Annotated in this window: 29 protein-coding genes; 7 read left to right on the forward strand and 22 right to left on the reverse strand. The window is 62.7% G+C overall.

Features of this window, described 5'->3' with window-relative positions; genetic code table 11:
* Positions 1-100: 100 nt before the first annotated feature.
* Both M2395_RS06735 and M2395_RS06740 read right to left on the reverse strand, forming a co-directional pair.
* Positions 101-595: a DUF934 domain-containing protein gene (locus M2395_RS06735; RefSeq protein ID WP_011061127.1), complete on the reverse strand. Its 495-nt coding sequence runs from the start codon at positions 593-595 to the stop codon at positions 101-103.
* Complete coding sequence (locus M2395_RS06740) at positions 592-2,265, reverse strand: nitrite/sulfite reductase (protein WP_123430846.1); 1,674 nt, start codon at positions 2,263-2,265, stop codon at positions 592-594. Before M2395_RS06740 ends, M2395_RS06735 begins: the two co-directional genes overlap by 4 nt.
* A 267-nt stretch (positions 2,266-2,532) precedes the next feature.
* On the opposite strand from M2395_RS06740, the gene ccoN reads away from it, so the two are divergent.
* Positions 2,533-3,960, forward strand: a complete 1,428-nt coding sequence (gene ccoN / locus M2395_RS06745; RefSeq protein WP_011061125.1) for a cytochrome-c oxidase, cbb3-type subunit I — start codon at positions 2,533-2,535, stop codon at positions 3,958-3,960.
* A 62-nt stretch (positions 3,961-4,022) separates the two neighbouring features.
* Entirely contained in the window at positions 4,023-4,241 is a 219-nt protein-coding gene (locus M2395_RS06750; RefSeq protein ID WP_123430847.1) for a cbb3-type cytochrome c oxidase subunit 3, read from the forward strand.
* A 48-nt stretch (positions 4,242-4,289) separates the two neighbouring features.
* On the opposite strand, the gene M2395_RS06755 is transcribed toward M2395_RS06750, so the two are convergent.
* Both M2395_RS06755 and M2395_RS06760 read right to left on the reverse strand, forming a co-directional pair.
* Complete coding sequence (locus tag M2395_RS06755) at positions 4,290-4,781, reverse strand: hypothetical protein (RefSeq protein ID WP_015635490.1); 492 nt, start codon at positions 4,779-4,781, stop codon at positions 4,290-4,292.
* Between the two features lie 183 nt (positions 4,782-4,964).
* Complete coding sequence (locus tag M2395_RS06760) at positions 4,965-5,753, reverse strand: helix-turn-helix domain-containing protein (RefSeq protein ID WP_123430848.1); 789 nt, start codon at positions 5,751-5,753, stop codon at positions 4,965-4,967.
* Between the two features lie 78 nt (positions 5,754-5,831).
* Here M2395_RS06760 and M2395_RS06765 point away from each other — a divergent pair, with 78 nt between their 5' ends.
* Positions 5,832-6,524: an aspartate/glutamate racemase family protein gene (locus M2395_RS06765; RefSeq protein WP_011061121.1), complete on the forward strand. Its 693-nt coding sequence runs from the start codon at positions 5,832-5,834 to the stop codon at positions 6,522-6,524.
* A 113-nt stretch (positions 6,525-6,637) separates the two neighbouring features.
* On the opposite strand, the gene M2395_RS06770 is transcribed toward M2395_RS06765, so the two are convergent.
* The 11 genes from M2395_RS06770 to M2395_RS06820 form a co-directional block, all read right to left on the reverse strand.
* On the reverse strand, positions 6,638-7,150 hold the full coding sequence (locus tag M2395_RS06770) for a GNAT family N-acetyltransferase (protein ID WP_011061120.1): 513 nt from the start codon (positions 7,148-7,150) through the stop codon (positions 6,638-6,640).
* 580 nt (positions 7,151-7,730) lie between these two features.
* Positions 7,731-8,708, reverse strand: a complete 978-nt coding sequence (locus tag M2395_RS06775) for a LysR family transcriptional regulator (protein ID WP_041118052.1) — start codon at positions 8,706-8,708, stop codon at positions 7,731-7,733.
* Positions 8,709-8,882: 174 nt separating this feature from the next.
* Complete coding sequence (locus M2395_RS06780; protein ID WP_123430849.1) at positions 8,883-9,839, reverse strand: peptidylprolyl isomerase; 957 nt, start codon at positions 9,837-9,839, stop codon at positions 8,883-8,885.
* Positions 9,836-10,321, reverse strand: coding sequence for a YbjN domain-containing protein (locus M2395_RS06785; RefSeq protein ID WP_123430850.1), 486 nt, complete (start codon positions 10,319-10,321; stop codon positions 9,836-9,838). The genes M2395_RS06780 and M2395_RS06785 overlap by 4 nt, the downstream gene beginning before the upstream one ends.
* 20 nt (positions 10,322-10,341) lie before the next feature.
* Entirely contained in the window at positions 10,342-10,989 is a 648-nt protein-coding gene (locus M2395_RS06790; protein ID WP_011061116.1) for a hypothetical protein, read from the reverse strand.
* 17 nt (positions 10,990-11,006) lie between these two features.
* A complete protein-coding gene (locus M2395_RS06795; RefSeq protein WP_123430851.1) occupies positions 11,007-12,701 on the reverse strand; it encodes a putative porin in 1,695 nt (564 codons plus the stop codon).
* Between the two features lie 40 nt (positions 12,702-12,741).
* Positions 12,742-13,458, reverse strand: coding sequence for an energy transducer TonB (locus M2395_RS06800; protein WP_011061114.1), 717 nt, complete (start codon positions 13,456-13,458; stop codon positions 12,742-12,744).
* A gap of 3 nt (positions 13,459-13,461) precedes the next feature.
* Positions 13,462-13,887: a biopolymer transporter ExbD gene (locus M2395_RS06805; protein ID WP_011061113.1), complete on the reverse strand. Its 426-nt coding sequence runs from the start codon at positions 13,885-13,887 to the stop codon at positions 13,462-13,464.
* An 11-nt stretch (positions 13,888-13,898) separates the two neighbouring features.
* Positions 13,899-15,716, reverse strand: coding sequence for a DUF2341 domain-containing protein (locus M2395_RS06810; protein WP_072441975.1), 1,818 nt, complete (start codon positions 15,714-15,716; stop codon positions 13,899-13,901).
* A gap of 21 nt (positions 15,717-15,737) precedes the next feature.
* On the reverse strand, positions 15,738-17,372 hold the full coding sequence (locus M2395_RS06815) for a ShlB/FhaC/HecB family hemolysin secretion/activation protein (RefSeq protein ID WP_405046072.1): 1,635 nt from the start codon (positions 17,370-17,372) through the stop codon (positions 15,738-15,740).
* Between the two features lie 74 nt (positions 17,373-17,446).
* Complete coding sequence (locus M2395_RS06820) at positions 17,447-18,049, reverse strand: transposase (protein WP_011061110.1); 603 nt, start codon at positions 18,047-18,049, stop codon at positions 17,447-17,449.
* Positions 18,050-18,389: 340 nt separating this feature from the next.
* Here M2395_RS06820 and M2395_RS06825 point away from each other — a divergent pair, with 340 nt between their 5' ends.
* Positions 18,390-18,578: a short-chain dehydrogenase gene (locus M2395_RS06825; RefSeq protein ID WP_401260007.1), complete on the forward strand. Its 189-nt coding sequence runs from the start codon at positions 18,390-18,392 to the stop codon at positions 18,576-18,578.
* Between the two features lie 177 nt (positions 18,579-18,755).
* On the opposite strand, the gene M2395_RS06830 is transcribed toward M2395_RS06825, so the two are convergent.
* Together M2395_RS06830 and M2395_RS06835 are read right to left on the reverse strand one after the other, a co-directional pair.
* The gene (locus M2395_RS06830; protein ID WP_053151371.1) at positions 18,756-19,967 is read right to left on the reverse strand and encodes an MFS transporter; all 1,212 of its coding nucleotides are present in this window, start codon (positions 19,965-19,967) and stop codon (positions 18,756-18,758) included.
* 14 nt (positions 19,968-19,981) lie between these two features.
* On the reverse strand, positions 19,982-20,299 hold the full coding sequence (locus M2395_RS06835; RefSeq protein ID WP_233447074.1) for a hypothetical protein: 318 nt from the start codon (positions 20,297-20,299) through the stop codon (positions 19,982-19,984).
* Between the two features lie 99 nt (positions 20,300-20,398).
* On the opposite strand from M2395_RS06835, the gene M2395_RS06840 reads away from it, so the two are divergent.
* Entirely contained in the window at positions 20,399-21,292 is an 894-nt protein-coding gene (locus M2395_RS06840; RefSeq protein WP_065363950.1) for a LysR family transcriptional regulator, read from the forward strand.
* Between the two features lie 123 nt (positions 21,293-21,415).
* Here the strand turns inward: M2395_RS06840 and M2395_RS06845 are convergent, their stop codons facing one another.
* From M2395_RS06845 to M2395_RS06855, 3 genes are all read right to left on the reverse strand, one after another.
* Positions 21,416-21,952: an AAA family ATPase gene (locus M2395_RS06845; RefSeq protein ID WP_103291163.1), complete on the reverse strand. Its 537-nt coding sequence runs from the start codon at positions 21,950-21,952 to the stop codon at positions 21,416-21,418.
* Positions 21,953-22,291: 339 nt separating this feature from the next.
* A complete protein-coding gene (locus M2395_RS06850) occupies positions 22,292-22,888 on the reverse strand; it encodes a hypothetical protein (protein ID WP_123430854.1) in 597 nt (198 codons plus the stop codon).
* Between the two features lie 63 nt (positions 22,889-22,951).
* Positions 22,952-23,230 carry a hypothetical protein gene (locus M2395_RS06855; RefSeq protein ID WP_011061106.1) on the reverse strand — a complete coding sequence of 93 codons (279 nt, stop codon included), beginning with the start codon at positions 23,228-23,230 and terminating at the stop codon, positions 22,952-22,954.
* On the opposite strand from M2395_RS06855, the gene M2395_RS06860 reads away from it, so the two are divergent.
* The gene (locus M2395_RS06860; RefSeq protein ID WP_123430855.1) at positions 23,229-23,699 is read left to right on the forward strand and encodes a DUF6896 domain-containing protein; all 471 of its coding nucleotides are present in this window, start codon (positions 23,229-23,231) and stop codon (positions 23,697-23,699) included. The two genes, M2395_RS06855 and M2395_RS06860, sit on opposite strands and share 2 nt — an antisense overlap.
* The gene (locus M2395_RS06865) at positions 23,696-24,127 is read left to right on the forward strand and encodes a hypothetical protein (protein ID WP_123430856.1); all 432 of its coding nucleotides are present in this window, start codon (positions 23,696-23,698) and stop codon (positions 24,125-24,127) included. Before M2395_RS06860 ends, M2395_RS06865 begins: the two co-directional genes overlap by 4 nt.
* Before the next feature lie 123 nt (positions 24,128-24,250).
* On the opposite strand, the gene M2395_RS06870 is transcribed toward M2395_RS06865, so the two are convergent.
* Together M2395_RS06870 and M2395_RS06875 are read right to left on the reverse strand one after the other, a co-directional pair.
* Positions 24,251-25,435 carry a contractile injection system protein, VgrG/Pvc8 family gene (locus M2395_RS06870; RefSeq protein WP_077934043.1) on the reverse strand — a complete coding sequence of 395 codons (1,185 nt, stop codon included), beginning with the start codon at positions 25,433-25,435 and terminating at the stop codon, positions 24,251-24,253.
* A 164-nt stretch (positions 25,436-25,599) separates the two neighbouring features.
* On the reverse strand, positions 25,600-26,703 hold the full coding sequence (locus tag M2395_RS06875; RefSeq protein ID WP_015635473.1) for an extracellular solute-binding protein: 1,104 nt from the start codon (positions 26,701-26,703) through the stop codon (positions 25,600-25,602).
* Positions 26,704-26,728: the final 25 nt, after the last annotated feature.

Genomic DNA, 26,728 nt, shown 5'->3' on the forward strand with positions numbered 1-26,728 from the left:
AAAACCAATCAAACAGGATTAATTATCAATCTTAATCTATTGATTTTAAACGATTATTTATTCTAGAAATTACATTAACCAGCGCAACCGCGCGCCACCTTCAGCGCCGACGAAACAGCGGCCGCGGCTCGATCACCGAGCGGCCATACAGCACGCTCATTCCCGCCAACCCTTTGAGTGCGTCCAGCGCGCACTTGTCTTCACGCACGGCAAAGCTGTCGAAACCGCATTGGCGCATATGGCTCAACTGGTCGCGCAGCACATCGCCAATCGCTCGCAATTCGCCCATCCAGCCCAGGCGAGTGCGCAGCAGGTAGGCCTGGCTGTAACCCCGGCCATCACGAAAGCTGGGGAAGTCCACGGCGATCAGCGGGATCAGCTTGAGCCAGGGCTTGAGGCTTTCCACTTCGTCATCCGGGCCTATCCATACGCCGTCCCGGGCCGGGTGATGCTCGATGCGGCGCATCAGCCACAGGGCCAGGGGCAGAATCAGCGGCCCGTCCGGCAATGCGTCGTCGACCCCGCGCACCAGGCTCCAGGCATCGTCTTCCACCCGTTGGGCTTCGCCTTCGTGCAAACGCAGCAGGTTGTTCATGCCAGCGCCTCCACGGCCTTGGGATAGACCCGCTCCTTGAACGGCTCCAGGCCGATGCGCTGCAGGGTCTCGACGAAGGGTTCGTCGCTTTCCCGGTAGCGTACGAAGGTGGCGATGATGCGTTCGATCACCTCGGGGATTTCCTCGGCGCTGAAGGACGGGCCTATCACCTTGCCCAGGGCGCTGTCACGGCCCTTGGCCCCGCCCAGGGTGACCTGGAACCACTCGCTGCCGTTCTTGTCGACGCCGAGGATGCCGATATTGCCGATGTGGTGATGGCCGCAGGCGTTCATGCAGCCGGAAATGTTCAGGCTGATGTCCCCCAGGTCGTGGAGGTAGTCCAGGTCGTCGAAGCGCTGCTGGATGGCCAGGGTAATGGGGATCGAACGGGCGTTGGCCAAGGCGCAGAAGTCACCGCCCGGGCAGGCGATGATATCGGTCAGCAACCCGGCGTTGGCGGTCCCCAGGCCATGCTCGCAGGCCCGCTGCCAAAGCTCGAACAGGCGCGACTTGGGCACATCCGGCAGGACGATGTTCTGTTCGTGGGCAATGCGGATCTCGCCAAAGCCGTAGTCCTCGGACCAGTCGGCCACCGCTTCCATCTGCTGGCCGGTGACGTCACCGGGTGGCGAGGCCGGGCCCGGCTTGGTCGACAGCACCACGCAGGTGTAGCCCGGCACCTTGTGCGGGTGCACGTTGCGCGCCACCCAGCGGGCGAAGGCCGGGGATTCGGCCAGGTGGCTGCCGTACTCCAGGTCGGTGTCCGCCAGGCGCTCGTAGAGCGGCGGCACAAAGGCGCTGGCCACCCGCTGGAATTCGTCCTCGGTGAGCTGCGCCGGGCCGTCCCTGAGGTGCTGCCACTCCTCCTCCACTTCCCTGGCGAAGGCCTCGATGCCCAGGGCCTTGACCAGGATCTTGATCCGCGCCTTGTACTTGTTGTCCCGCCGGCCGTAGCGGTTGTAGACCCGCAGCACCGCTTCGACATAGGACAGCAAGTGCTGCCAGGGCAGCCCGTCGCGGATCTGCAGGCCGAGGATCGGCGTGCGCCCCAGGCCGCCGCCGACTATCACCCGCAGGAGCATCTCGCCGTTGCGGGCACGGTAAAGATAGAGGCCGATGTCATGCATCATGATCGCCGCGCGGTCCTGCTTGGCCGAGCAGATGGCGATCTTGAACTTGCGCGGCAGGAACAGGAATTCCGGGTTGATGGTGGACCACTGGCGCAGGATCTCCGCCAGGGGGCGCGGGTCCAGGTATTCGTCGCCGGCCACCCCGGCAAAGGCTTCGGTGGTGATGTTGCGCACACAGTTGCCGGAAGTCTGGATGGCGTGCATCTCCACTTCGGCCAGGCGCTGCAGGATGTCCGGCACCTGGGCCAGCTCGATCCAGTTGAACTGCAGGTTCTGCCGGGTGGTGAAGTGGCCGTAGCCGCGGTCGAAGTCCCGGGCGATGCTGGCCAGGGTACGCATCTGCCGGGCGCTGAGGGTGCCGTAGGGAATCGCCACCCGCAGCATGTAGGCGTGCTTCTGCATATACAGGCCGTTCTGCAGGCGCAGGGGCAGGAACTCCTCCTCGCTCAGTTGGCCGCCCATGAAGCGCTCGATCTGGTCGCGAAACTGCGCCACCCGCTCAAGCACCAGGGCCCGGTCATAGTCGTCGTACTGATACATGTCCCTACCTCATCGAAGCTGATCGTGCTCTAAACGGCGCGTGTTGTGAGGGGGCGACTATGCGCGTACGGCGCAGAGCGTTACAGATTCAGGTAAAAACTAAAAAACCATATCAGCCAAGGCTGCACCACCGTAGGCATGAGGAATATCTGATCCGTATTAATGTGGTTTTTCTGAGCCTGTTTTGTTTCCCCGCTGATTCCTACAGTGCACCCCGTGCCAGACCGGGTGGCCTGGCAAGACTTTGCAACCGTGGAAGCATTGACCATGAACTCAGCAACAATCGGACAGGCCTACAACTACAAGGTGGTTCGCCAATTCGTCGTCGCAACAGTGGTATGGGGCGTGATCGGCATGGCCATGGGGGTGTGGATTGCCTCGCAGCTGGTGTGGCCGGAGATGAACCTCGACCTGCCCTGGAGCACCTTCGGCCGGCTGCGGCCGCTGCACACCAGCCTGGTGATCTTCGGTTTCGCCGGCAGCGCGCAGTTCGCCGCCAGCTACTACGCGGTCCAGCGCACCTGCCAGGTGCGGCTGTACTCCGACACCCTGGCCGCCTTCACCTTCTGGGGCTGGCAGTCGGTGATCGTGATCATGCTGATCACCCTGCCCCTGGGCTACACCACCACCAAGGAATACGCCGAGATCGAATTCGCCGGCGCGGTGTGGATGGCGGTGGTCTGGGTCGCCTACGCGATTGTGTTCTTCACCACCGTGGTGCGGCGCAAGAGCCAGCACATCTACGTCGGCAACTGGTTCTTCGGCGCCTTCATCCTGGTGATCGCCATGCTCCACGTGGTCAACCACCTGTCGATCCCGGTGGACTGGTTCAAGTCCTACCCGGTGTATTCCGGGGCCACCGACGCCATGGTCCAGTGGTGGTACGGGCACAACGCCGTAGGCTTTTTCCTGACCACGGGCTTTCTCGGGATGATGTACTACTTCGTGCCCAAGCAAGTCGGGCGCCCGGTGTACTCCTATCGCCTGTCCATCGTGCACTTCTGGGCGCTGATCACCCTGTACATCTGGGCCGGCCCGCACCACCTGCACTACACCGCACTGCCGGACTGGGCCCAGTCCCTGGGCATGGCCATGTCGCTGATCCTCCTGGCCCCGAGCTGGGGCGGCATGATCAACGGCATGATGACCCTCTCCGGGGCCTGGCATAAGCTGCGCACCGACCCGATCCTGCGCTTCCTGGTGCTGTCCCTGGCGTTCTACGGCATGTCCACCTTCGAGGGCCCGATGATGGCGATCAAGACCGTCAACGCCCTGTCCCACTACACCGACTGGACCATCGGCCACGTACACGCCGGTGCCCTGGGCTGGGTGGCGATGATCACCTTCGGGGCCATCTACCACATGGTGCCCAAGGTCTTCGGCCGCGAGCAGATGTACAGCGTGCCGCTGATCAACCTGCACTTCTGGCTCGCCACCATCGGCACCGTGCTGTACATCGCCTCGATGTGGGTCAATGGCATCACCCAGGGCCTGATGTGGCGCGCGGTGAACGAAGACGGCACCCTCACCTACTCCTTCGTCGAGGCCCTGGTGGCCAGCCATCCGGGGTTCGTGGTGCGTTTCGCCGGCGGCGTGTTCTTCCTCAGCGGCATGCTGCTGATGGCCTACAACACCTGGCGCACCGTGCGCGTTGCCGATGAGCGCCTGGCGCTGAGCGACGCCCGGATCGCCTGACCCACCTGCCCCACGCCGGCCCCCGTGGCCGGCGTGTTGCGTTTCAGGGAGCCTGAAAACCCATGGATATACTGCTCAACCTGCTGGGGGTGGCGTTTCTCTACCTCTGCATCGAGTACTGCCTGCGTCACCAGAGTGCCAAGAGCCTGGACGACGCCAGCCTGATCCCCTTCGCCGACGACCCCGAAGTAGCCCGCCGGGTGGAGCTGGCCACGGGCAAGAAAATCAACGCCGTGGCGCCGGAGGAAGCCAAGCCGGGTTGGATAAACCTGGATATGTAGAGCGCTTTGGCTGGCAAGCCAGCTCCTACAGTGGGGGTATTGGCCGGGTCAGGCGCGCTCGCGGGGGATCAGGCTCTGCAACTGAGCGGCGAGGAAATTGCCGTCAAAGGCAAAGACGTCAGGGTCCTTCAAGCCGTTGGTCTTGCGCCATTGCCAGCCGCCCGAAGCCTCGCCGACCAGGGACACGCTGCCCAGCCGCGCCGCAGTCAGGCCGATCACCGCCAGGGAAATCTGCCCTTGGGGGCCCATCACATCCGGCACGAACTCCACCGGTTTGCCGGCGATATGGATGGTCAGCTTCTCGCTCTTGAAGGTCGAGACCTCCAGCGGCACCGCCGGGCTGAAGGCCACATAGGGCTCGCGCTGCAACGCCAGCAGGTCCGGCAGCAATACCGGCGCCAGCCAGTCTTCGATCTGCCCGAACAATTGATGAATGCGACGCGCCCAGACCACCGACTGGCTGTCGAACAGCTGCTTCTTGTGGGCTTCACTGGCCGCGTAGTGGCGCAGCATCTCGCCCAGTTGCTGGATATCGTCCATTGTGCTGTGTCCCTGGCTTCGACCTTTGAGAACAGCAGGTCGCCGGCCCTGAGCATGGCAGATGCCGGTGTCGGGCGTTGAGTTGTTTGCCCGCCGGCTCGCCGAGCCCTGTAGCTGCGCCCACCGATGATGATCCTGCGGGCCGCTGGCGACGATCACTGGCAAGGCATTACCAGGCAAAATCTACAGCGCAGTATCCGTCGCTCGGCGCTGAAACTGCAGCCGGTACTGACGCGGCGTCAGGCCGGTGGCTTGGCGCAAGGCGCTGCCCAGGTGGGACTGATGGGCAAAACCACAGTCCTGGGCAACCGCCGCCAGGGGCAGGTCCGTGTGCTCCAGCAGCCGCCGGGCCGCTTGCAGCCGCACCTCGGTGATCCAGGCATGGGGCGTGATGCCTACAGCACGACGAAAGTCGCGCAGCAGGCGCAGTTCGTTGTGGCCGTAGGTCAGGGCCAGTTGCGCCAGTGACAGGGGCCGGGCGTATTCATCAGCCATCTGTTGCAGCACCTGCCCCAGCTCCGGGGCCGGGGCTGGCGCCGCCCGACCGGGCTGGGCCAGCCCCAGAAACGCCAGCGCGCATTGCTCCAGGGCCAGCTCATCGGCCTCGGGCGCCAGCAACAGGCGCCTGGCTTCGCGCCCCAGGGCCAGGGCGCAGGCATGCCCCGGGCTCTGCATCCGGCGCTGGCCAGGAACCAGCGGCGTCGCGCCCTGCCAGCGCAGCAGCAGGTATTCGCCGCCCATGGCGGATTCGGAAAACACCTCAATGCCTGCGGGCGTCAGGGCCAGGGTGCCGGGCCAGGTATCGAAATCCTCGCGGCGGTCGGAGTCGATGGCATGCACCCCGCGCTGGCGTTCCAGGGTCACCCCAAAGGTCTGCCACTGGGCCGGATCGCGGGCGCTGTAGGCCGCGGCCGGCAGCAGTTGCAGCAGCAGGCGGCCGTCCAGCAGGCGATGTTCGAGCACCTGGGGCATGTGAAATTTCCTGATAGATCGCCACCCGTGGCGGCGTGAAACTGAGGCTTACCCAACCGCACCACAGAGGAGTTGCCCATGCGCACCATCGGCCTGATCGGCGGCATGAGCTGGGAGTCCAGCGCCGAATACTATCGCCTGATCAATCAGCAGGTTCGCGATCGACTGGGGCCGCTGCGTTCAGCGCGGCTGTTAATGTACAGCGTCGACTTCGGGCCTGTCGAACAGGCCCAGCATGCCGGGCGCTGGGACGACGCGGCGGCGATCCTGGTGGAGGCAGCCCGGCGCCTGGAAGCCGGCGGCGCCGAATGCGTGGTGCTCTGCACCAACACCATGCACAAGGTCGCCGGGCAGATAGAGGCCGCCATTGGAGTGCCCTTTGTGCATATTGCCGACCCCGTGGTGCAGGCCGCCCAGGCAGCCGGCACCCTGAGCGTGGGGCTGCTGGGCACAGCCTTCACCATGGAGCAGGCGTTCCTCAAAGGCCGCCTGGAAGACCAGGGCCTGAAGGTGCTGGTGCCCGATGCAGCGCAGCGCCAGGCGGTGCACCGCATCATCTATGAGGAGCTGTGCGTGGGCGTTGTCAGCGAGAGCTCGCGGCGGCTGTACCAACACGTGATCGACGGGCTCCAGGCCCGTGGTGCCGAGGCGATCATCCTCGGCTGCACGGAAATCGGCCTGCTGCTCAAGCCCGAGCACAGCGCCCTGCCCCTGTTGGACACCACCGAATTGCATGCCCGGGCGGCGGTGGATTTCGCTTTGCTGGAGTGAACGTCAAGGCCCGCAGGGCCTTGCATGGCGATCGCCTGGATCCCTGCCTCTGCTGCGGAGCCGGTCGTCCGAACGCGGCCCGAGCCTGCGGCAGCGGCTACACGAACCCGGCCTCAACGACGCAAGCGCGCCATGCTCAGCACATCGACATAACCGCCGTCGCGTACGGCGTAGTCGCGCAGCTGGCCTTCGGTTTCGAAGCCGAACTTGCGGTACAGGCCGATGGCGGCCTGGTTGTCGGCATACACCGTCAACTCCACACGGCGCAGGTTCATCCAGTTGTCGGCCACCTCCAGCACGGCCGCCAGCAGGCGGCTGCCGATGCCCTGGCGTTGCCAGGCCGGGGATACGCCCATGCCGATATCGGCGCAATGGGCCCGGCGCACCCGCGCCACCTGCAGCAGGCTGCAACTGCCGATCACCGCACCCTGGTGCAGGGCAACCAGGGCCACCAGCCCCTCGTTTTCCTGCCCCAGCCCGACGCGCTTGCGCCACAACTCGCGGGACTGATAAGGCAGTTGCAGGGTCTGGGCCGCCACACTGGGTTCGCTGTACAGCGCCGTCAGGCCGTCGATATGAGCTTCGTTGCATCGCTCGATGACGATGGTGGGATGGGCGTTGGGCATGGCGAGGTCATCCTTGAAGTCGAAGTGGCCATCGAGTGTACGGGCATGCGCCTCTGGATGACGAGGGCAATGGTGCTCGTTCGCCGGCAAGGAACCGTCGCGCAGGCACACCCGTAGGAGCTGGCTTGCCAGCGAAGGCGTTTCTGGAGCCGGCGCAGGGTTTGCGGGCTCCTTCGCCGGCAAGCCGGCTCCTGCATGGAATAGCGGTGGGTGCCCCTGGTAGGAGCTGGCTTGCCAGCGAAGACGTTTCCGGAACCGGCGCAGGGCTGGCGGGCCCTTTCGCCGGCAAGCCGGCTCCTACATGGAATAGCGGTGGGTGCCCCTGGTAGGAACTGGCTTGCCAGCGAAGGCGTTTCCGGAACCGGCGCAGGGCTTGCGGGCCCCTTCGCCGGCAAGCCGGCTCCTGCATGGAATAGCGGTGGGTGCCCCTGGTAGGAGCTGGCTTGCCAGCGAAGGCGCTTCTGGAGCCGACGCAGGGCTTGCGGGCCCCTTCGCCGGCAAGCCGGCTCCTGCATGGAATAGCGCTGGGTGCCCGCTCGTGGGCGTGGGGGTGAATCTCTGCAAGAGCGGGCGGGTCCGTTCAGACGAACCAGTCCTGGCGTTCGCTGAAGGTGTTGAGGATCAGTTCCACCAGTTGCTGTACCTGCTCTTCATGCTCCACCTGGGCATTGACCGCCAGCCAGGCGCGGCGTTGCATGCTTTCCTCGAACAGGCCCGGCAAGGCGGTGAGGCCGCGGTCGAAGCGGCTCATGTACTGCGGCAGCAGGCCAATGCAGGCGCTGCAGCGGATCATCTCCAGCATCAGTTCATAGGAATGCACCTGCACCACCCCGGCCAGGCGCTGTTCCACTAGGTTGTTCCAGGGCCGGAACGGCTCGATATGACGGTCGTGCTGCCACTGCACCAGCATGTAGTCCGCCAGGTCGTCCAGGCTGTCGGGGCGGGCCGCGACCCGGGAGTAGCGCTTGGCGATGTGCGGCAGGTAGTCGATGCGCGCCAGGGGCATGGGTTCGCGGGTGGCGAAGCTGGGGCCCGGCAGGGGTGAATCCTCGGCCGCCAGCCACAGCACCAGGTCGGCGCTCAGGGCCTGCAGGGACAGGTCGCTGTCGATGGAGATGATTTCCAGCCGGGCGCTGGCGTTGCGCCGCAGCAAGGCGATCAGGTCACGGCCAAGGATGTCGTGGAGGATGGTTTCCGCCACGGCCACGCGGATCAGGGGTTGCTCGATCACCGGCAGCCGCCGCTGGTGGGCCAGGGCAATCAGCTGGGCCTGCAGTTGCAGGCCTTCGCGGCTCAGGCTCAAGGCATTGCCCTGGTAGCAGAACAGCGAACGACGCAGGTGCTCCTCCAACTGCGCCAGTTGCTTGCGCAGCAGCGTGGCCTTGATATTCAGGCTGCGGGCCGCCTGCATGAAGCAGCCGCAACGGGCGCTGACCAGAAAATACTGGGCCACCGCAGGTTCGATGCCGGCGGCCAGGGCCAGCCAGGCTTCCCGGGGTTCCTGGGGCGCGGTGTATGGCGCAAAGCCCTGGAGTGGAGCGGGTTCGAGAAATGACATCGGTGACTCCCTGTCTTGTTGAATGTTGCTTCCTTGGCGGGCGGACGGCGGGGCCGTGGGATCGCCTTCGCGGGCAAGCCAGCTCCTACAGTTGCCGGTGCTATGTATTGCCTCGTAGGAGCCAGCTTGCCGGCGAAGGGGCCTGTGAGATCGCCTTCGCTGGCAAGCCAGCTCCTACAGCTTGTCCTCCAGTACCTGGTTCAACACCGCGCCATCGATGCTCAGGGTCGCAGTGTTGAGCATGCCTTCCAGGTAGGCCTTGGCGATCTGCTCCTGGCGCTGGGCGCGCAGGGCCTGGGTCAGGCGATCACGCAGTTCGTCCAGGCTGGCGGTCCGTGCCGGCTGCTGTTCGGTGAGCTTGAGCACGTGGAAACCCGCCGCGCTCTGCACCACCTCGGACACCCCGCCCACCTTGAGCCGGGCCACCGCGCTGCGCACCTCCGGCAGCAGTTGCTGCAAGGGCTGCAGGCCGGAGTCGCCACCGCGCTGGGCGCTGTCCCGGTCCTGGGAGTACTGCGCCGCCAAGGCGGCAAACTCCCCCGGCGCGGCCTGGGCCTTGCGGCTCAGCTCCTGCGCCTGGCGGCGTACCTGCTCGGCCGCCTGGGGCTCGGCGACCCCGAGGAAGATCTGGCTGACCCGGTACAACGGCGGTGTCATCCACGCCGACTTGCCGCTGTCATAGGCCTGCTGCAACTCCGCCGGGCTGGGGTAGTCCGCCGGCACCTGGCTGACCGACTGCAGATAGTCGCGAAACACGATCTGTTCGGTGGCGGCGCGGGTCTGCTGCTCCACCTCCGGGCGCTGGCGCCAGCCCTGGGCATCGGCCTGCTCCAGCACGGCCTTTTCCGCCAGCCGTGAACGAATCCAGGCTTCCAGCGCCGGGCGATTGCCGCGCAATTGCCCCCGGGATTCCTCGGGCAGGCTGGCGAACAGGCTCTTGAGCTCCTCGGCCGCCACCTGCTGATTGCCCAGGCGCGCCACAGCGGGCGTAGACGCCACTTGTTGTTGCAGCAGGGTCGGGGCCGGCTGCTGCGCCGCCACCGGGTCGTTGCCCGGGCGCAGGGCCAGGCCCAACGCCAGGCCGAGCAAGGTCAGTGCCCCGGCACCGACCACCAGGGTGGGCTTTTTCACAGGGTGGCCGCCTCTTCCCGGGGTTGGCTTTGCGCCGCCTGGGGCGCTTCGGCCTGGGCCTGCAACTGGGCCGCCTGCTGGCTGTATTCGCGCAGGTAGACGATGAACTCCTGCAGCAACCGATCCCACAGCTCCAGCTGGCTGCGCAGGTGGGTCTCACCGACGCCGGCCACCACCACGTCCATCTCCATCACCAGGAATTCGCCCTGCAGCGACAGCCGGGCAAAGCGCCGCGAGGCGTTCCACAGTTCCGCCAGCCCGGCCGGCAATTCGCCCTGCACCCGCAGCGCGCAGCTGTAGGTGAAGTCCACGTAGTGCCCGGCTTCGCTGCCCGGGTTACCGAAGCGCACGGCGTAGCCGATGCCCTGGCTGGCGCTGAGCAGTTGCACGATGCCGTTCTGTTCGGTCTGGTTGACCCGGTAGCCGGCGCCTTGCAGCAGGTCGGTGAGGCTTTCGGTGGTGACGCTGGTAATCAAAGTCATGGTCATCTCTTCCCTGGTGATCAGTGGGTGCTCGCCGCCCGGGGGGCGTCGAACTGGGTCTGGTAAAGCTCGTCGCCAAAGCCCTGGGCCAGCTCCTCGAACTTGACCCGGGCGCTGCCAGCGAAGGGCTGGCGAATTTTCACCACCTCGGCCACGTCGATGTTTTCGTAGGCCGCCAGGATCTGCTTGGCGATGCCGTACATCTGCTGATTCTTGACCGCACATTGCTGCACTTGTGTGTCACGCTCGCTCAATTGCGCCTGCAACCTGGCCCGTTCGGCTTCCTTGCCCCGGGCCAGCACCAGCAGGTCCTCATAGGCCTTCTTGAACTTGCCCAGTTGCTCGCTGCTGGCGGCCGCCTGGGCCTGGGCCTGGTTGTGCAGGTTCTGCTGCTGGCCGGCCAACTGCTCTGCCACACCGCGGGTCTTGGCCAGCTCGGCCGTCAGTTGTTTGACCTGGGCCTGGGCGTCCCTGGCCGCGTTCTCGGCGGCGACCCGCGCCGCCGCGGCCTGGGCCTGTTCGCTTTGCAGGGCCTGCAGCTGCTGGGTGGTGCTGCGCAACTGGGTGCGCAGGCGCTCCTCCATGCCTTCGGCACTGGCGCCGACACTGGCCAGCACGCCCCAGACCAGCAACAGGCTCGCCGCCCCTGCCCTCGCTCGGCTGTTCATAACCTTCCTCCTGACGCTTAGAAGCGCGTGTTGAGTTCAAGCTGCATCACGTCCACCTCGTAGCGCGGCCCGTAGACTTCCGAGGCGCTCATGTAGCGGGCCGTGGCGTAGATGTTCTTGTCGATGCCGTAGTTGCCGCCCAGGAAATAGCCCTTGGCGTTGGTGCCCCCCAGGTGGAACGAGGAATCGTTGAAGCCGTCGGGCAAGGCATCGGGCTGGATGTACTTGTAGCCGGCCAGCAGGTTCCAGTCGCCGGACTTCTTCATCTCCAGGGCATTGCCTAGGGTGAACTGCACCATCAGCGCGTTGCCGCCGCTTTCGAACTGGCCCTGGCTGTTGATGTTGTTGACGATCTCGCCTTCGCTGCGCTTGAGCATCTCGCCCTTGTCGTAGGCCAGGTTGCGAATGAAGTTGGTCTGGCTGCGCAGGCGCAGGTCGTCCGGCAATTCGGTGTCCCAGGCCAGGTTCAGGTCGAGCACGTCGAACTTCGAGGCCAGGCCCACGAACTGCGGCTGCGGGGTCAGGCCCGGCGTGGCCGGGTTGGGGGTGATGTCGCGCAGCAGGAACACGCTGTTGCCCTTCTGCATGAAGGCGACCCGCGAGCCATCGGTGTCGCAGCCCGGGGCCCCGGCCCAGGGCGCGCAAGGGCTGGAGCGCTGGCCTTCGATGTCATCGAAGCGGTAGTAGGCCAGGGCGCCCTTGAGGCTGTTGCTGCGGTTGATCTTCCAGTTGGCGCCGACCTGCCCGCCGAACAGCCACTTGGTGTCGCTCTCGTTCTTGTCGAAACCGTTGCTGGTGGCGGTGTCGTTGGTGTACTCCACCGGGAAGGCGCCGAGGGTGCCGAACAGGCCCCAGTTGCTGCTCAGCTTGTGGTTGAAGATCGCCGCCACGCCGTCGAAATTGAGGTCGTTGGAGTACAGCATGTCGGTTGCATAGAACGGGTTGGCGATCCGCCCGCCGGTCAGGGTCAGGTCCTGGGTGGCCTTCCAGGTCAGGTAGCCCTGGTCGAGCCAGATGTCCTTCTTGCCGAAGCCGCCGCCCAGGGTCTGGGTGGTGGACACCGGATTGTTGTCCGAGCCGGTGCCGATGCGGATGCCGGCGGTCCATTCCGGCGAGATCACCGCCTTCATCCCCAGGCGCGCGCGCAGGCGGAACAGGTTGTCGCGGTCCTCGCGGGTGTTGAGCAGCGGCGGCAGCTTGCTGTTGGTGTCCTTGTTGACGTCGTAGGGCCCACTGTCGTTGAGCTTGGCGTAGTCGACGATCTCGTTGCTGTTGTTGTCGGCGAAGAACCGCGACTCGTCGCGCAGGCGGATGTCGCCGTCGAAGCTGATGCGCGAGATCCAGTCCGGGAAGGTGTTGGGCTGGGCCCAGTTTTCCTGCTTGGCGGTGGCCATGACCTCGGCCTTGACCTGATCGCGGATCTGGTCGCGGACGATGGCCGGCACGTATTGCACCCGCACATCACCGGGCGCCGCAGCCGGGCCGGTTGCCGCCACGGCGGTGGCCGCGCGGGCCTGCTGGGCTTCTTTCTCGGCCTGGGCGATCAGCCCGTCGGCCTGCTCCTGCTTCAATACCCCCTGCTGCACCAACAGACGGATCAGGTTGATCGTGGCGTTCTCCGAGGGCGCGGCCGCGGCGGCCGTGGCCTGTCCGGCCAGGGTCAGGGCGACCATGCCGAGCGCCAGGGTCAATCGATTCACGGTGGAAATCATCTGCACACAACTCCTGTAGAAACTGCAAATAGGGGTTTGCTCATTCCGGTCGCCGGCCCTTGAGGGACAGGCGTACCGGCAAAGTCAGGGAGGCCGGCATGCGCTCTTTCAGGCGCGGCGTGGCCCGCAGCGCCGCCAGCACTTGCTGGTCGGTCTCGGGGTTGCCACTGGAGCCGGCCAGCTCGGCGCGGGTCACCTGCCCGTCGGCGCCCAGCCACAGGTCCACCTGCAAGGCATAGGCTTTCTTGCGCAACTCCGGGTCTTCGCGCAGCGCGCGCTGGAAGGTCGCCGCCAGGTACTGCTTGTATGTGCCGGTGCCCAGCCCGCCACCACCGGCGCCGGCCATGCCGCCGCCCTTGCCGGCACCGACGTTGAAGCCGTCGTTGCCGGACTGGGCGTCGCCATCGATCTGCATCGGGTTGGCCAGATCGTCCGCCGGCGATGGTGGTGCTTCCTCCTCCGGCTTGACCTCCTCGGGGGTGGGCGTGGGTTCGGGCTCCGGGATCTTTTCTTCCACCGGCTCCGGCTCCTTGGGTTTCTCCGGCGGCGGTGGGGGTGGAGGCGGCGGAGGCGGCAGCGGGATGATGGTCGGCACCTTCGGCGCTTCCCGGCGCACCCCGGCCATGTCATTGGCCCACTGCCACAGCAGCCAGGCCGCCACGGCACCCAGCAGCAGCCCCGCGCCCCACTTGAGCAGGCGCAGGGCGCGCGGCTTGTTCTGTACCGGCGGCAGCTCGAACGGTTGATGTGCGCTCATGGCTCAGCCCTGGCTCGGTTTGCCGGTGACCAGGCCGACCTGGGACAACTCCAGGCGGCGCAGCAGGTCGAGGACTTCGATGACCTTCTGGTACTGCACCGTGGCATCGCCGCGGACGATGATGGGGAAGTCCGGGTTCTGCGCTTTCTCGATGCGCAGGCGCTCTTCCAGCTCGCCCAGGGTCACCGGGTAGGCGTCGAGGAACACCTGGCCGCCATCGTTCACCGAAATGGCCTTGGTCTTGGCCTCGGAGAGCGACACCGAGGCGCTGGCCTTGGGCAAGTGGATCTGGATGCCCGAGACCTGGGCGGTGGCGGTGAGGATGAACATCACCAGCACCACCATCAGCACGTCCACCAGGGGCGTGATGTTGATGCTGTCGACGGCGGCATCGTCTTCGTCGTCATGGGAGGCATTCACGGAAGCCATGGCAGTTCTCCTCAGGCCGGAACCGACGCGTTGCTGTGGCTGACCCGCCAGTGGGCGTTTTCGCTGTGCTGGCTCTCGCCATGCAGCTCCGCCAGCCGGGTGATGAACTCGTCGACGAATACCCGCATGTCGGCGCCGACTTCCTTGTTGCGGGTGATCAGGCGGTTGTAGCCAAACAGCGCCGGGATCGCGACGAACAGGCCCATGGCCGTGGCCAGCAGGGCCGCGGCCATGCCCGGGGCGATGGCGTTGATGTTGACGTCACCGGCCATGGCGGTGCCGAGGAACACCACCATGATCCCCAGCACCGTGCCCAACAGGCCGATGTAGGGGCCGCCGGCAATGGCGTTGGACAGGGTCGAGAGCTTGGAACTCAGCTGCTGGTTTTCCCGGGTGCGCACGCCATCCATGGAGCAGCGGATGGCCTCGATGGTGGCCGCCGACACCGACGAGGTATCGGCGCCCTGCTCGCGCCGGGTGCGAATTTCTTTCACTGCCACCAGGTACAGGCGCCACAGCGAGGAATGCTCCAGGCGGCTGGCCAGCACCTGGTCGTCGGCAAACATCTCCAGGCGGGTGCCGACCTTGGCGAACTGCTCGCGAAACAGCGCATTGGCAGCGCTGACCCGACTGACCATGCGGTTCTTGCGCAGCATGATCACCCAGGACTGGATCATCATCCCCACCAGCACCAGGATGATCACCCAGGCATCCACCGGCACCGCCTTGAGCAGGAAACCCAGGCTGCCGAAACCAAAACCCGACTGTTCTTCATCGACGCCATAGGCCACCAGCTTCGACTCCGCGCCCTGGGCGCTGGCATCGGCCAGGATCAGCGCCGCCGGACGCGCCACCTTGGACAGGCGCAGCTCGTCCAGGGCCCCGGTGAAGGGCTGGAAGTGACTGGCCTCGGCCCCGGCGGCCGCCGGCAAGTCGGCGCCGATGGCCAACGGTGAATTGAAGGTTGGAATGGCTTGGGCCAGGCTCGCGGTTTCGCGGCCATTGACATACAGCGCCAGTCGGCTGCCCTCGCCGCTCAGGGCCAGGTGCTGCCACTGCCCCGGGTTCAGCGGCTGGGTGGAGGCGGCGCGCTGGCCGTCCACCTCAACGAAGGGCATGCCCTGGTTGATGCCGATCAGCAGGCTGCCGGCACCTTCGCGGCGAGCCAGCAGCAATTGTTCGCCGCTGGCCTGGTCCAGGCGCACCCAGGCACTGAAGGTGAAGGCGCCGCCGGCGTTGTGCTGCAGCGACGGGCTGGCCGGCAGCAGCAGCGGCTGGCCGCTGAACTGCAGGGCCCGGCCGATCACCCCGTCGATCGCCGCGCCGGTGGCGTTCTGCGCGGTGTTGCCGTAGGCGGTGGTGTCTTTGGCCGGCGTGCCGTTGCTGCCGTCGAAGTGGTAGATCGCGGTGTAGCTGGGGTCGAAGGTCAGTTGGCCATTGGCCGTGCTCGGGGCCTTCTGGTTGCCGTAGTACATCCAGATGTCCTGGCGCTGGCCGCCCTCGACCTTGGGCACATCGACCCAGATCAGCGCCATGCCCATCAGCGGGTCGAAGCTTTCGATCTGATGGTTGAGCACGGTCTTGTCATCGGCGGCGACAAAGCGCAGGTCGGCGCCGTCTTCCTTGACCCCGTCGAAGGTGAAGTTGCCGGTGTGCAGGCGCACCAGCAGCGCGGTGCGGCCCAGGGCCTCGTTGATGGCCGCGCCTTGCGGGGTGGTGTCCACGCTGATCTGCTTGCGGTAATGCCAGTCGTCCTGCCACCAGGCATGGGCCGTGGCCGGGAGCACGAAGCCCAGGCAGATCAACAGGCTCAGGAATAAGCGTTGCATGTGAAGGGTCTCCGTAAAAAGTCAGAACGTCGCTTGCACGCTGAAGTGCAGGCGCGGGTCGTATTTCTGGGTGTTGGGGCCGTCCTTGAGCGGGTAGCCCCAGTCCAGGCTGCCGGACAGCCACTTGCTCAAACTGGCGCGGGTGCCCAGGCCGACACTGGCCAGGCTGTATTCGTCCTCCTGCTCGGGCAGCGGGTCGTGCAGCGACAGGTGCGCGCCTTCGGCAAAGGCGTAGAAGCGCCACTCCTGCACGTAGCTGCCGAGGAACTTGGCCAGGGACGGCGTGCGCAGCTCCTGGGAAAACAGGTAGCCCTCGTCCCCCGTGCGCTCGGCGGCCAGGTAGCCGCGCACCGAGGTGGCGCCGCCGGCGGAATACTGCTCGTTGGACACCAGCGGCCCCGAGGCGAGCTGGAAGGCGGTCTTGGACGCCGACTGCCAGTCGTTGGCGAAGGTGTAGGTGAAATTCAGGTCGCCCTTGAGCACCGAGAAACTGGCGCTGGCCTCGTCGCGCTTGTAGTGAAACTCCTCGGCGTCACTGCCGTAGCCGAAGAAGCGCCGGGTGCCGACGATCAGGTTCAGGCCCAGGCCCAGCTGGGCTTTCTCGCTGTAGCGATAGCCGTTGTAGCCAAAGGTCATGGGGGCGTACTTCAGCGGAATCTGGTCGCTGCTGCGGCCAAAGCGCATCTCTTCCTCGAAGTCCTTGAAGTCCACGCCCACCGACAGCGAGTTGGCCCAGTTGCCCGCGGCGGGCAAGGTGTAGATCGCCGACACCCCGTAGGAATGGCCCTTGCCCAGCACATTGCTGCCGCCGATGGTGGCGATGTTGCTGTCGGACTGGTAACCGGAGAACTGCAGGGCCCAGCGATCGCTCAGCGGCGCGGTGTAGGAACCGGACCAGACCTTGGCGTTGTCGGTGTCCTGGGGCGCGGTGAAATAGGTCAGGGAAATGCTGTGGCCCAACTGCCAGAGGTTGTCGTAGCCGACATTGACCACCGTGCGCAGCTTCTCGGTGTCGGCGCTGTAGTCGTTGTTCAGGCCGACGCTGGCGTGCCAGGGATTCTGGTCTTCCACTTGCAGGTCCACGTCCATGGTCCCCGGGCGCTGGCCTTCACGCACCAGCGGCATGACCTGGCGCCCGGCGCCGCGATTGAGCCCGGCCAGCTGGCTTTGCACCGTGGCAAAGTCCGGTACCTCGCCTTCTTTCAGCGCCGGCACCTGGTCGCGGATCTCCACCGGCGAATAATGCTTGGCCCCCACCACCCGCACCCGACCGACCTTGGTTTCACTGACCTGCAGATAAACGATACCGTCCTCGACCTTCTGCTCCGGCAGCTCGACGAACACCGACTGGTAGCCGCGCTCCTGATAGACCTTCTGCAGCGCATCCCGGGCGCCTTCGATATCGGCCAGGGCCTTCTGCGGGCCAAGGAAGGGATACACCGCCTCCTCGATGGCCCGGGCATCGAGCACCGTATTGCCACGCACGAAGTACTCATTGACGTCCACCAACCGCGCCGCCGCCGAGGCTTCGACCGGGGCCGGCTGGCCCTCCTCGGCCTGCACCGCCGGCACCAGCGCCGCCAGTGCCAACCAACCGCACAACGGCCACCAGCGCCCGCCACTGCCCGGTCGCCCTGATTTGCCCAGATGCTCCACACCGCCCCCTAGAAGTCTGAAAATTGGCGCGCACGCGCGCATTGCCGTCGCCGTCTGCACAGCGTTTGGCCGATTCAATTGCTGGTGATCGAGGTGTTTTCGTGGCGAGCCAGCCAGGTATGCAACAGCGCGAAGTTCAACGAGAACTCGGGCATTTGCAGCAAGGCACCGCAGAACACTTCACCGATGATTTTCTGGATCAACTGCACCGCCCGCGGGTTGTTCAACAGCGTGGCGATATCGCGACTGAGGACACTGAAGCTCCAGACCTTCTGGTTCAGATCGAGACCGACGAACCAACGGAACAACAGGTTGTAACTGAGCTGTTCATAGAGCTGCTGCTCGCTGGGCACCGAATACAGCAACTGCAACAACAGAATGTGCATCACCGTGCGCGGCGCAATCAGCATCCCCGGCTCGGCGTTGAGGCCCTGGAGCAGGTCGCGGTGCTGATCCAGCAACTCATCGATCTGCGGGCGCAGCAGCACCAGCGAATGCCCCGGCGGGATATAGCTGGCCACCTCCTTCAAGGCGCCCTGCCAGTCATCCTGGGAGACGATCCAGACCCACGGCGCGCCGTAGCGATAGACCGACACCGGCTTCTTGCGCGCGGCCTCGACAATCTTCGATAGCCGTTGATCCAGCTCCTGCATGCCCACTTTCGAGTAGCGTTCCATAGTCCCCATAGCCTCACTCCCGGCGTCCCGCCTCGGCTTAAAAAAGTGGCCTGGCGGCCCCCTCAAGCGCGTTACATACCCAAGACGTGCGTGGCCATGTGCTACCGAACTTTTGTCATAAAAGCTTCATTCACAAGAGGAACGCGCGAACGTTGTAGGAGCCGGCTTGCCGGCGAAGACAGCCGCCAGGGCAGCACTGGGCTGTCGTTATTCCGCGCACGACCAGACCGCCCTCTTCGCCGGCAAGCCGACTCCTACGAGAGGGAATTGTTGTGCTGGGGAAGGCTTGAAAATGCGCCGCCCGGACGGGGGCTCTGTTTCATTAGCAATGACCGCACCATTGGACGTGCTACATGCCAAGGGTGCGGCACCTTTACTGGCCATGACTCAACTGCTGGAAAGCCTCTCCCGCGCAGAGCCGGGGAATGCTGACGACGCCAATCTGCAACAGATCTCCAACGTAGCGGCAATCGTGCTGCGTGACAGTTGCGCCCTGTTGGGTGTGATGGGCCGGCGGCTGCAAGCCTGATGCGTTGCGCTCCGTACTGCTGGGCGGCGCGGAGCGCTTCAAATGGGGGCGGTGATTTGTTTTTTAGGGGGAAAGAAGTCTTTTAAAAGTGGTTGAAAACGGCCAATAGCGGACGTTGGATCAAATCCGATCTTACAAATTGTGGACAGTTGCCTGCCTTACTCAGTCTGCCTTCTATTAAACCTGGTTTCGCGATGTGAAAAAGGCCATCACTGCCGCAAGTACCAGCAAGACAGAGCTTGCGAGAAATGTCATGCGATAACCGCTGCCGTCGAACAGCAGCCCACCGAGGGTAGAGCCCAGCGCAATGGATAGCTGAATGACCGCCACCATCAAGCCGCCACCGGCTTCAGCATCCTTGGGCAACGCCTTGGCCAACCACGACCACCACCCCACAGGTGCCGCCGTCGCGATCAGGCCCCACAGCCCAAGCAGTACAAAAGCTGCCACGACTTTGCCGCCAAGGACAATCAAAGAAAGTGCAATCGCGGCCATCAAGAGTGGAATGCAGACCAGGACGCGGTACATTCCGGTTTTCAGGAAAGTGCCGATCAGAACGGTCCCGACAAAACCCGCCACGCCGATGACCAGCAGGACCATCGACAACAGGGATACATCTACACCTGTGACGGTTTCCAGGAACGGGCGCAGATAGGTGAACAATACAAACTGCCCCATGAAGAAAATGCCCACACTCAACATGCCGAAACTGACCAATGGGCTCTTAAACAATCGGAAGACATTGCCAGCGCCCGGTTTGCGCGGCGCCGGCGCCATGGCTGGCAGGCTGATCCACTGCCAGATCAACGCGATAATCGCTACCGGAATAAGGCAGAAAAAAGCACCCCGCCAACCGATGACACTCCCCAGATAGCTTCCCAGCGGAGCGGCCACTACGGTTGCCAAAGCATTGCCGCCGTTGAAGATTGCCAGAGCCTTGGTCACGCTATGGGCAGGTACCAGGCGCATGGCCATTGCCGCCGACATCGACCAGAATCCACCGATCACCACGCCGATCAGCGCACGACCAATCATGTACACCGTATAGTTCGGCGCCAGACCGACCACCAGTCCCGACACACACATAATCCCGGTCAGTACAAGCAACAGCGTCTTGCGGTCCATTGAACCCACTAGCCTGGAAATCGCAAGGCTTGTCAGCACCGCGAAGGCGCCGGAGATGGCGATCCCATACCCGGCCAGTCCTTCACTAATTTGCAGATCCGATGCAATCGGCGTGAGCAAACTGACAGGCATGAACTCCGAGGCAATCAACGCGAATACGCACAGTGTCATCGCAAAGATGCCACTCCAGTAAGCCGGCAGTTCACCAGTCCCCGGCGTGCCGAGGGCCTCACCTGCCGGGGTGTCGAATACTTGAGCCGTCATTCAAAAACCTCTCATCAAACAATTGCAGGCGTTTTAGCGTTTCTATCCAGATTTTTGGGCGTTACAAGATTGCCCACAATTTGAAGACTGTATGAGCTCTTGAAGGTCACCTTTTGCACAGTGACCTTGTCACTTTTGTAAAAATTGTTGGCGCCTTCCGGCACGCTCACAGCGCTTTTCGAGTCAGTTGCTAAGGCAGCACTGCCTGCGACTGAAAGGACGCCCAGGGCCGCAATCCTGACGCCGCTGGCCTTTACGAATGCGCGCCGATCAAGCCCTGGAGAGTTCAAGGCTTCTGCAGCTTCGAGGAGGGTTACAGGTGTCTCGCTCATCATCAGTACTCCGTTCCAGATATGTGACAGAGCTTGACGGATTAGAAATATCTTGATTAGTAGGCGTAATCTTCATGTGGTTTTGAGAAAAACTCAGCAATGGCCAGTACTAAAGTCAACGATCTCCAAGCTTTTCTTGCGGTGGCGCGAGATCAAAGCTTTACGAAAGCCGCCGCTAAACTGGGCATTACTCCCTCTGCGCTGAGTCATACGATCCGGGCACTTGAACAAAGACTGGGGATACGACTGCTGGCCCGCACGACACGCAATGTGTCGCCCACAGAGGCGGGAGAAAGATTGATGCGCTCGATCGCTCCGCTTTTTGACCAGATTACCGCCGAGCTTGAAGCGCTGGGCGAGCTGCGGGACAAGCCCAGTGGCACGATTCGTATTTCCTGTACTGATGATCAGATTGAGTTGTGCATTCGGCCGATGCTTGCAAGCTTCCTGAAGAGCTACCCGGATATCACACTGGAGTTCTACGTCGACTATGGATTCACCAACGTGGTCGAGGAACGATTCGATGCTGGCATTCGCATGGGCGAATCGATCAGCAAAGACATGATCGCCGTTCGCATAGGCCCAGATTGGCGGTTGGCTGTAGTGGGCTCTCCAGAATATTTCGAACGCAACCCGGCACCAACAACCCCCCATGAGCTGACCGGGCATGACTGCGTGAATATCCGACACAGACCATCAGGGGCGATCTACGCATGGGAATTTGAAAGTAATGGCCAGGCTTTTACCGTCAAGGCAGATGGACAACTTGTTTTCAACAGCATCATGCACGTACTCAATGCCGCCGTTGATGGCGTTGGCTTGGCCTACGTACCAGAGGAATTGGTAGCACCCTATCTGGCTGACGGCCGGCTCAAAGAAGTCTTGGCCGACTGGTGCCCTGAGTTTCAGGGTTACCATTTGTATTACCCGAACAGGCGACAAGCGTCTCCCGCCTTTTCTGCATTGGTGGAGGCGTTGAAATATAGAAGCTGAGCCCTCTGCATTCGACGCGCGACAACGTCTGCTATGGATCGATTGCGGCCGATCGTGACAGGCAACAATCGGCCAGGAGCTGCCGCTCGTAAGCGGCAGTTTCCGCAGTCAGTCAACCGTCGATCAATCCTGCAGGGCTACAGTCGCACTTCCCATACTCGCGAGAAAAATGCCGATATCCCGATTAGACCGCAGACAAACCACGCGGCAAGCTGATGGCGCTGTTGCCACAAGTTGCTGCATTTTTTCTCGCGCTGATTTTTTCGTCCGCCACATGAATCTAAAAAACTCCGGCAGGTTCGCCAGCAGTTCGGGGCAGTTCTCCGGCAAGTCGGGCCGAGACTGACCGCGTTGGAGCAGCGTTCTGCGCAGTACGCGCAAGAATCGAAGCGTCGCCGAACGATCAATCCATATCAAAAGATCGGCACGGGCCACCCGGTTGTCCCAAGTGGCTGAATGGCCACCTTCGAATATCCAGCGATCTCGAGCCTCTACATCGAGACAAAGCCGCGTCTTCTCGTCCGGGCTTCGTTCGATCCACCCTGGCTGCCAGTGGATAGTGTCGATATGAACGACCGGCAAGCCCGTGCGCTGACCAAGCTCACGCGCCAAAGTGCTTTTGCCTGATCCAGGTTGACCAACAATCATCACCCGTTGCATCGAAGCTCCTTCTCGCTATGCAAGCTGATTTTTTGGGGCGGCGATTTTACGTCAATGCTTACCTCGGTCAACAACAGGCGGTCAGCACGACAGGCAACTTCTGACCGAAAGCGGTCAGCCCAAACGACAAAGCATCGACACAGGTGAGTCCAAACGGTTAGCCGCCAAGGGCCACAGATACTTAGGTCAGGCTCCGACCAAAGGATAGAGCATTGGCCCTCTCCGTCGATCTAGAAGCATCTCAACTGGCATTGTTCGAGCAGCGCCCGTTCACGCAGTCAAACGCCCTTTCAGCGAAAATCGCTGGCCTGGCCGTTGCTTTCGATAGCGCCATCTCCCCTACCCCAACTGCAAAAAGAACCGACCAATCCCCGCGCCTGCCCTCTCTGAAAAATCCTCATCCAGAAACAGATACCCCATGCCATCCGAAAGCACGCCTTTGTGCTCAGGCAGCGCTCTATCCAGATCGCCCCCATAAATGGATACCCTTCTGCGCCCTGCCTCCGCTGAAACAGGCGCCTGCAGCCAAGCGTCCACGCCATCCAGCTTCGAGGCCAGGTTCTCGTCATCGTCCACGTCGCGGTTCACCCCCAGCCGTACCGCCCCGCGATCTGAAATCGGCTGAACAGCCTCATTCCGCTCGGAACCGACTCGAACATAGCCCATGACAACCGCTTGTGAACGACCGTCAATGGCGCGCAGCTTTCGATAGTGAGCCACTTCACCCGGCTGGTAAGGCACAAATACCGAAACCCAATAACTCCTGTCGATCAGGGCCTCTGAAAACCAATGTCCAGGAAAGGCCATCAGGTGTGTCAGCGGAACTCCATCAGGCGAACAGGGCCAAGCCAGCTCTGTGGGCAGGCAGGCCCCACCACCGACATAGGCATCCTCTTTTGCAGGCGTTTCACCGGTAAATATCAGCTCGTCAAACATCCGTTTCTCTCCACTCCATCACAGGTTGCCGCATTCGTTAACAGCCTCTGGCCAATACTTGGGTCAAGACTTCACGCCACGCACCGCACGTCCACAATCCACCATCAGTTCCTCCAGAAAGGGGCGCAACTGCGCCTCGCCCACCGCCAGCACCCGCTTGTACTCATCCTGCCCGTACCATTCCCAGACAGTGGTGGAAAACCCCATGTTTTCGGCTCCGAAATTTGTCCGGGCGAATATACCGATATCAACGTACTGGCGCGCATCCAGCACACTCGCCGCTTGTATCGCGCCGCAATCTCTGAAATCTTCTGCCCCCTTGCCCACGATGCCAATGCCCATGAACCCGCACCTCGCCCATCTTGTTTCCGACTACCAAGCCAGCATCCGCATGGCTGTCGAACTGATGCAACAATCCGCCATTCCCCTCCCTGCCAGCAACGTCGATTCGGTGGGAACCGATATCCCGGATCAAGGAGAACTGGCTGGCGGTATTCGCTACTTCAAGCACGGCTATGGCTGCGCCGTTCACCTGCCAACGGCAACGGTGAGCTTTGACTTTGGCGAGCAGGGCGAAATCGACGGAATAACCCTATCGAGGCTGGCCGGCTTTGCCGAGAATAGACTCGTGGAATACGGCTTTACGGATGAGGATGAACTAAAGCAGTGCTTCGACCAAGAAGTGGCAGCAGGCTCGCTGGTGTATTCGGGCTATATCCTTTATTACGTCGCAACCGTTAGATCCCAAGCGCGCACGCTCGAAGATAGCGACAGTCCTTCACCCCCCGAGCACCCCGGAAGCCCATCATGAAGTTCACCTCAGCCGGCCAAATCATCGACCCACGAACCGTCGGCTATCGCAGCCTGGGCTTCGGCGAGGCACTGACGATCCCGGTAACGCCCTATGAACTGCGCATCCACCACGGCGATCTGCCGCAACGCTTTCTTGACTGCGCGGACACCTTTGCCGCCGAATGCAAAACCGACGATATCGACCAGGGTTTTGTCGACATCCCGGAACTTGCAGAGCTGGGCTACCCAAGCTTCAGGACGCTGTTGAAGGACCATCCCGATCAGGCGGCGCGCCTGGTCCAGGACTACCTGTATTTCGAGTTGCTGTTTTCGCTGTTCCCGCATTCAAGCGGCCTTGAAGTCGTGATCAACAGCATCACCCGCGTCTGCTCAAAAGAAGGCGTCATCCTGCTGACGGGCCAGACCTACGCGGCCAGACACTCATGAGAAAGCCCTGGCGTCAGGACCGAGGCCTGGGATCAGGCCACTGATGGCAACCGACGATTCACTATCGAGTGTGGTCCGGGCCTTCTCCCTGGCGGCTTGATGCGCGTTCAGGGCAATGGCGTATCAGCCGCAACACAGGCAACCGCTGATCAGCGGTTGATCGGGGTCGTTTTCAAGAAATGCGACTTTGACCTCCACACCGGGTCGCAGCGGCGTCACTTCACAGCGCCAATTGGCAGTACCGGCCAGCCAACAACTGCTCTTGTCGTCGAACCGACCTTCGCGGTCCCAGGGAAACTTGACCTTGACCCTTTCGAAGCGCTGACCACGCGAGTTCGCCTGGTCTTCCAGGGCGATGACCAGCGCCGTCTGGTTGCCTGGCGCCAGAGGCTTCTCATGAGCCAAAGGCGGGCGATAGCAAAGGTCCAACGCAAGCGCGGTGAAACGGTTGCGATAACCCTGGCGCAGTTGAACCTGGTTGTCAGTGTTGACATTGGCGACGCTCTCACCCGCAACCTGTGGTTGCTTGCCCTCATGAATGACCTGAGTCAGTAGCCAGAGGTCGCTGCCCTGGCCCGAGGTTTCCAGGACATGACCACTGAGCAGCCCGCTCTGCGTACCTTGCCCTTCAACCTGGCGCGACTCCCTGGCACGCAGGCTTGTCGGCGTGCCGTGACCGATCGGTAACAGGGTGGTGAGCCCATCGTGCCCGGGGGCAAAAGCCGTGGTCGGCCCGATCGCGGGGAATACTGCCTGCTGATCGCCAAAGACCAGCACGTGGCCTTGAGCGCTGTGCTGGAAGTGGAAGTGAATTCCCTCTTCCTCGCACAGACGCTGAATAAAATGCAGATCGGTTTCATCGTACTGGGTGCAGCAGTCACGCTCGGGGTAACTCGCCCCGAGCTCAAAGCGGTAGGCATCCCCCAGAATCCCATGCTCCTCCAGGACCAGGGCGACGATAGCGGGCACCGAGAACTGCTGATAGATCCTCTTGTTGATACGGTGACGCAAGTAGGACAGGTGCGGCACCAGGGCCAGGTTGTAGTGCGTCAAGCCTTGAGCGTCCGGGCCTCGCGCAATGTGATAGATGCGCCCATGAATGCCATTGCCCCAAGTGTCGAATGCCAGAAAAGCCGACACATCGAAGAGGCATTGCAGATCCAGATCCGGTCGCTCGCTCACACACTCCACATTGAAGAAATAGGGCTTGCTGATCGCCTCTTCTCCGGTGAACGCGCGCACCTTGAAGTCGTGCGCAAAACCGTCGATTGTCAGGCTGAACCGGGGTGCATTGGCTGGGCTGAACATCCACTGTTCTCTTATTGCATAACCTGTTGAATGGGCACGGTCGTGCAGCGCCTTGCGCAAAAGTTCATCTTGCACAAGACGCGTACATGTCTCCGAGTGTTTGAACAATGCGCTCACACACAATGAAGATGTGCATGAAGCAGCAAGCGAAGAGTCAACTCAGATCAGATACTGCTCTTCACCTTGGTCCAGACCCGAGTACGGATTCTTTCCAGTTTCAAAGGCAGCGGCTCAAGCGGAACCAATGTGGCGATGGTTTGCTTGTCTGGATAAATCCAGGGGTTATCGCGCAACTTCTGCTCGACAAACTCGGTGGCATCTTTATTGCCATTAGGATAAAGCGTGTGATTCGAGGTCTTGGCAATCACCTCCGGGCGCAACATATAGTTGATGAAGGCCAGCCCTTCCTTGGGGTGAGGGGCATCTTTCAACAGCACCAGGTTTTCCGACCAGACCAGCGCACCTTCACGAGGAAGGCTGTAGTTGATCCTGCGCCCGGTATTGGCACTTTCATTGGCGGCCTGCGCAGCCAGGGCGCCATTGGCCCAGCCCACAACGACACAGATGTTGCCGCCCGCCAAGTCGGTGTCGATTCTGGAGGAGTCGAAATAAAGGATATAGGGGCGAATCTTCAACAGCAGCGCTTGAGCTTTCTGGTAATCATCCGGGTTCTTGCTATTGCTGGGCAGCCCGAGGTAATTCAAGGCAATCGAGATGATCTCGCTGGGAGAGTCGAGCATGGCCACACCACAAGACTGCAGCTTGCTGATGTTCTCTTCCTTGAAGATCAGGTCCCAACTATTGACCGGGGCATTGTCGCCCAGGGCTGCCTTGACTTTATCCACGTCATAACCAATGCCGGTGGTGCCCCACAAGTAGGGCACGGCGTAGCGATTGCCCGGGTCATTGACCGCCAGTTGCGCCAGGATGGCGGGATCGACATGGGACAGGTTACTGAGTTGACCTGAATCAAGTGGCTGCAGGACTCCGGCCTGGATCAGGCTGGGCAGTACATTGGAGGTCGCCACCACCACGTCATACCCCGTGCGCCCGGCCATGACCTTGCTCTGCATGATATCGGCGCTGTCGAAGGCATCCATGTGGATACGGGTGCCGGTGGCCTGTTCGAACTCCTTTGGAGTCTCTGGTGCGAGCAGCCCGAACCAGTTGTAGAGGTACATGGCAGGCTCTGCGGCACCCGCCGTTGTGCTTATTCCGGCATAGAGAAACGCAGCCGAAAAAATGGTTCGCAAACGTGACTTTCTCATGCAACATCCTTGTCCAGACGACGTG

Source organism: Pseudomonas sp. BIGb0176 (assembly GCF_024810175.1).
Taxonomy (GTDB): Bacteria; Pseudomonadota; Gammaproteobacteria; order Pseudomonadales; family Pseudomonadaceae; genus Aquipseudomonas; species Aquipseudomonas protegens.

Excerpts from the sequence above, each read along its gene's own strand:
- M2395_RS06820 (WP_011061110.1), bottom strand. The coding sequence starts at position 18,049 with ATGGAACGCTACTCGAAAGTGGGCATGCAGGAGCTGGATCAACGGCTA.
- M2395_RS06735 (WP_011061127.1), bottom strand. The coding sequence starts at position 595 with ATGAACAACCTGCTGCGTTTGCACGAAGGCGAAGCCCAACGGGTGGAA.
- M2395_RS06855 (WP_011061106.1), bottom strand. The coding sequence starts at position 23,230 with ATGGGCATTGGCATCGTGGGCAAGGGGGCAGAAGATTTCAGAGATTGC.
- M2395_RS06845 (WP_103291163.1), bottom strand. The coding sequence starts at position 21,952 with ATGCAACGGGTGATGATTGTTGGTCAACCTGGATCAGGCAAAAGCACT.
- M2395_RS06795 (WP_123430851.1), bottom strand. The coding sequence starts at position 12,701 with ATGATTTCCACCGTGAATCGATTGACCCTGGCGCTCGGCATGGTCGCC.
- M2395_RS06790 (WP_011061116.1), bottom strand. The coding sequence starts at position 10,989 with ATGAACAGCCGAGCGAGGGCAGGGGCGGCGAGCCTGTTGCTGGTCTGG.
- M2395_RS06760 (WP_123430848.1), bottom strand. The coding sequence starts at position 5,753 with ATGCCCCAGGTGCTCGAACATCGCCTGCTGGACGGCCGCCTGCTGCTG.
- M2395_RS06785 (WP_123430850.1), bottom strand. The coding sequence starts at position 10,321 with ATGACTTTGATTACCAGCGTCACCACCGAAAGCCTCACCGACCTGCTG.
- M2395_RS06860 (WP_123430855.1), top strand. The coding sequence starts at position 23,229 with ATGAACCCGCACCTCGCCCATCTTGTTTCCGACTACCAAGCCAGCATC.
- M2395_RS06875 (WP_015635473.1), bottom strand. The coding sequence starts at position 26,703 with ATGAGAAAGTCACGTTTGCGAACCATTTTTTCGGCTGCGTTTCTCTAT.
- M2395_RS06835 (WP_233447074.1), bottom strand. The coding sequence starts at position 20,299 with ATGAGCGAGACACCTGTAACCCTCCTCGAAGCTGCAGAAGCCTTGAAC.
- M2395_RS06740 (WP_123430846.1), bottom strand. The coding sequence starts at position 2,265 with ATGTATCAGTACGACGACTATGACCGGGCCCTGGTGCTTGAGCGGGTG.
- M2395_RS06840 (WP_065363950.1), top strand. The coding sequence starts at position 20,399 with ATGGCCAGTACTAAAGTCAACGATCTCCAAGCTTTTCTTGCGGTGGCG.
- M2395_RS06765 (WP_011061121.1), top strand. The coding sequence starts at position 5,832 with ATGCGCACCATCGGCCTGATCGGCGGCATGAGCTGGGAGTCCAGCGCC.
- M2395_RS06755 (WP_015635490.1), bottom strand. The coding sequence starts at position 4,781 with ATGGACGATATCCAGCAACTGGGCGAGATGCTGCGCCACTACGCGGCC.
- M2395_RS06800 (WP_011061114.1), bottom strand. The coding sequence starts at position 13,458 with ATGAGCGCACATCAACCGTTCGAGCTGCCGCCGGTACAGAACAAGCCG.
- M2395_RS06850 (WP_123430854.1), bottom strand. The coding sequence starts at position 22,888 with ATGTTTGACGAGCTGATATTTACCGGTGAAACGCCTGCAAAAGAGGAT.
- M2395_RS06830 (WP_053151371.1), bottom strand. The coding sequence starts at position 19,967 with ATGACGGCTCAAGTATTCGACACCCCGGCAGGTGAGGCCCTCGGCACG.
- M2395_RS06805 (WP_011061113.1), bottom strand. The coding sequence starts at position 13,887 with ATGGCTTCCGTGAATGCCTCCCATGACGACGAAGACGATGCCGCCGTC.
- M2395_RS06775 (WP_041118052.1), bottom strand. The coding sequence starts at position 8,708 with ATGTCATTTCTCGAACCCGCTCCACTCCAGGGCTTTGCGCCATACACC.
- ccoN (WP_011061125.1), top strand. The coding sequence starts at position 2,533 with ATGAACTCAGCAACAATCGGACAGGCCTACAACTACAAGGTGGTTCGC.
- M2395_RS06810 (WP_072441975.1), bottom strand. The coding sequence starts at position 15,716 with ATGCAACGCTTATTCCTGAGCCTGTTGATCTGCCTGGGCTTCGTGCTC.
- M2395_RS06770 (WP_011061120.1), bottom strand. The coding sequence starts at position 7,150 with ATGCCCAACGCCCATCCCACCATCGTCATCGAGCGATGCAACGAAGCT.
- M2395_RS06870 (WP_077934043.1), bottom strand. The coding sequence starts at position 25,435 with ATGTTCAGCCCAGCCAATGCACCCCGGTTCAGCCTGACAATCGACGGT.
- M2395_RS06865 (WP_123430856.1), top strand. The coding sequence starts at position 23,696 with ATGAAGTTCACCTCAGCCGGCCAAATCATCGACCCACGAACCGTCGGC.
- M2395_RS06750 (WP_123430847.1), top strand. The coding sequence starts at position 4,023 with ATGGATATACTGCTCAACCTGCTGGGGGTGGCGTTTCTCTACCTCTGC.